Annotated in this window: 4 protein-coding genes and 1 pseudogene; all 5 read left to right on the forward strand. The window is 57.1% G+C overall.

Annotated elements, in window-relative coordinates; translation table 11 throughout:
* A pseudogene (locus H6B31_RS16465) lies at positions 1 to 927 on the forward strand (relaxase/mobilization nuclease domain-containing protein); the annotation flags it as partial.
* Positions 917 to 1,303, forward strand: a complete 387-nt coding sequence (locus H6B31_RS16470; RefSeq protein ID WP_204899491.1) for a cysteine-rich VLP domain-containing protein — start codon at positions 917 to 919, stop codon at positions 1,301 to 1,303. The pseudogene H6B31_RS16465 and the gene H6B31_RS16470, both read left to right, overlap by 11 nt.
* Before the next feature lie 72 nt (positions 1,304 to 1,375).
* The gene (locus H6B31_RS17850) at positions 1,376 to 1,801 is read left to right on the forward strand and encodes a replication initiator protein A (protein WP_430691956.1); all 426 of its coding nucleotides are present in this window, start codon (positions 1,376 to 1,378) and stop codon (positions 1,799 to 1,801) included.
* Positions 1,798 to 2,124: a hypothetical protein gene (locus H6B31_RS17855; protein ID WP_430691957.1), complete on the forward strand. Its 327-nt coding sequence runs from the start codon at positions 1,798 to 1,800 to the stop codon at positions 2,122 to 2,124. The genes H6B31_RS17850 and H6B31_RS17855 overlap by 4 nt, the downstream gene beginning before the upstream one ends.
* On the forward strand, positions 2,121 to 2,479 hold a 359-nt coding region (locus H6B31_RS16480), incomplete at its 3' end, for a P-loop NTPase family protein (RefSeq protein ID WP_510186754.1). The genes H6B31_RS17855 and H6B31_RS16480, both read left to right, overlap by 4 nt.

Here is a 2,479-nt window from a genome sequence, read left to right on the forward strand (position 1 = left end):
ACCAAGTTTGAAACGAACAAGGAGAAGCTGCGGCAGACCATACGCGCCGCGCTGTCTGCGGCGACCTCATTCGAGGAATTTTCCTCTCTGCTGCTGCGGGAGGGCGTGACCGTCAAGGAGAGCCGGGGGCGGCTGTCCTACCTTACGCCGGACAGGACAAAACCCATTACCGCCCGAAAGCTGGGCAACGACTTTGACCGCGCCGCTATCTTTGCCGTTTTGGAGCAGAACGCCGCCAGAGCCACAGAACAGCCCGCAGCCATACCCGAATACCACCGGCATGGGAAAACCGGCATACAACCTATAAAAGCCCCTCAAACCGCCCCGAAACAAGACGGTGTGCAGCGGCTTGTGAATATTGAGCAGAAAATGGCCTAGGGCAAAGGCCGGGGCTATGAACGCTGGGCGACCATGCACAACCTCAAACAAATGGCCGCGACGCTGAATGTATATCAGGAATACGGCTTCACTTCCCCGGAGCAGTTGGAAGCCGCCGTTGATACCGCCTATCAGGAAATGCGCCAGACCAGCGGCGAACTGAAAACACTGGAAACGAAGCTACAAGGGAAAAAGGAGTTGCAGCAACAGGTACTTGCCTACGCCAAGACCAAGCCCACCCGCGACGGGCTGAAAGCGCAGAAATCCGAGAAAGCCCGCGCCGCCTACCGGCAGGCAAACGAGAGCGATTTTATCATAGCCGAAGCCGCCGCCCGGTATTTCAAGGCGCATGGCATTACCAAGCTGCCCGCCCGGAAAGCATTGCAGGCCGAGATCGAGCAGCTTATCTCCGAGAAAGACGGCCTGTATAACACCTATCACGAACAGAAACAGCGGTTCAAGGAGTTGCAGACCGTCAAGCGGAACATCGACCAGATTTTGCGTCGGGAGGAACCCCACCGCAGAAAGGAGCAGAGCCATGAGCGATAACCTGCCCCGCATGGACTACCGCCAGCACCGGCGGGCGCGGCGGCTGGTACATGAGTGCTGTAACTACGACGGGGGAAACTGCCTGCTGCTGGACGACGGGGAGCCTTGCGTGTGTGTCCAGAGCATTTCCTTTTCTCTCATGTGCCGCTGGTTCCGTGTGGCTGTCCTGCCCCTTGACGGGGAGCTGGCCGCAGCCCTCCTGTACCGGGGGAGCCGGAAATGCTGCGCCGTCTGCGGGGCGGCCTTTGTCCCCAAATCCAACCGGGGAAAATACTGCCCCGGCTGCGCCGGACGCATGAAGAAAATCAAAGCCGCCGAGAGAAAGCGGAAACAAAGGCATAAATGTCACGCTTTAGAGCCTTTCAAACCCGCATAAATCAAGGCTTTTTTCGTGGGTGTCAAAGGGTGCGCGATACATTTATCCTTTTCCCCCGGAAACGCCGTCCTAATGCGTGACAAACTGCCAAAATCAACCCGAACACAGGGAGGTGATACTATCGCTGATTATATCATGACAGACACGCCGCTGCCTCTCTTTCTGCCTTATCCTCGTTTCCTGCTGAAAATGGAGATTTCCCAGACCGCCAAGCTGCTGTATTCGCTGCTGTTAGACCGCTCCACCCTCTCCCAGAAGAACAAGTGGCAGGACGACAAGGGCAGGATTTATATTATCTATCCCATCGCGGAGATAGCCGAAATACTGGATAAAGGCAGCACCACTATAAAGGGGGCGCTGAATGAACTGGACATGGCGGGGCTTTTGGAACGGGAACGGGGCGGCTTCTCCGCACCGAACCGGCTATATGTGAAAGTGCCGCGTGTGCCACAGGTACAGTTTTCCGACCAACTGATGGCCGGAAAACCGACCTTATGATGGTCGGAAAACCGTCCCCTAACCAAACTACTATAAACAACCTTACAGAGAACCAAACAATGGGAGCGAGTGGGGAGCCGCCCGCAGCCTATGGCCGATACCAGAATATTTTTCTGTCACAGACCGAATACGACGAGTTGCAGGCAGAGTACCCCGACAGGCTGGAACGGTTCATCGAGGAAATGAGCCGCTACCTTGCCGCCAGCGGGAAAAGCTACCAGAATTATGCCGCCGCCCTGCGGATATGGGCGGGGAACGACAAAAAGGGCGCCCCGAAAAAGGGCATACCAGACTACTCATGCAAGGAGGGCGAGAGTTTATGAAGAACGAAATCAACGCTGTTTTGGAGAATATGACGACCACCACCCCGGAGCGGTCGGACTACACCGGCGAGGACGGTTTACTGTACTGCGGCAAGTGCCGCAAGCCGAAAGAAGCCTATTTTGCGCCGGACAAGGCCGCTATCTTTGGCCGTGACCGCCACCCGGCAGAGTGCGACTGTCAGAGAGCCGCCCGCGAGGAACGGGAGGCCGCCGAGAAACGGCGCAGGCACCTTGACACCGTGGAAGAACTGAAACGCCGGGGCTTTACCGACCCCACTATGCGGGACTGGACTTTTGAGAACGACAACGGCAGGAACCCGCAGGCCGGGATTGCCCGCCGGTATGTGGAACACTG

This window comes from Pseudoflavonifractor capillosus (assembly GCF_016899775.1).
GTDB lineage: Bacteria > Bacillota > Clostridia > Oscillospirales > Oscillospiraceae > Lawsonibacter.

What these genes read in the sequence shown, in the direction of transcription:
- H6B31_RS16470 (WP_204899491.1), top strand. Translation starts at nt 917, where the DNA reads ATGAGCGATAACCTGCCCCGCATGGACTACCGCCAGCACCGGCGGGCG.
- H6B31_RS17850 (WP_430691956.1), top strand. Translation starts at nt 1,376, where the DNA reads ATGCGTGACAAACTGCCAAAATCAACCCGAACACAGGGAGGTGATACT.
- H6B31_RS17855 (WP_430691957.1), top strand. Translation starts at nt 1,798, where the DNA reads ATGATGGTCGGAAAACCGTCCCCTAACCAAACTACTATAAACAACCTT.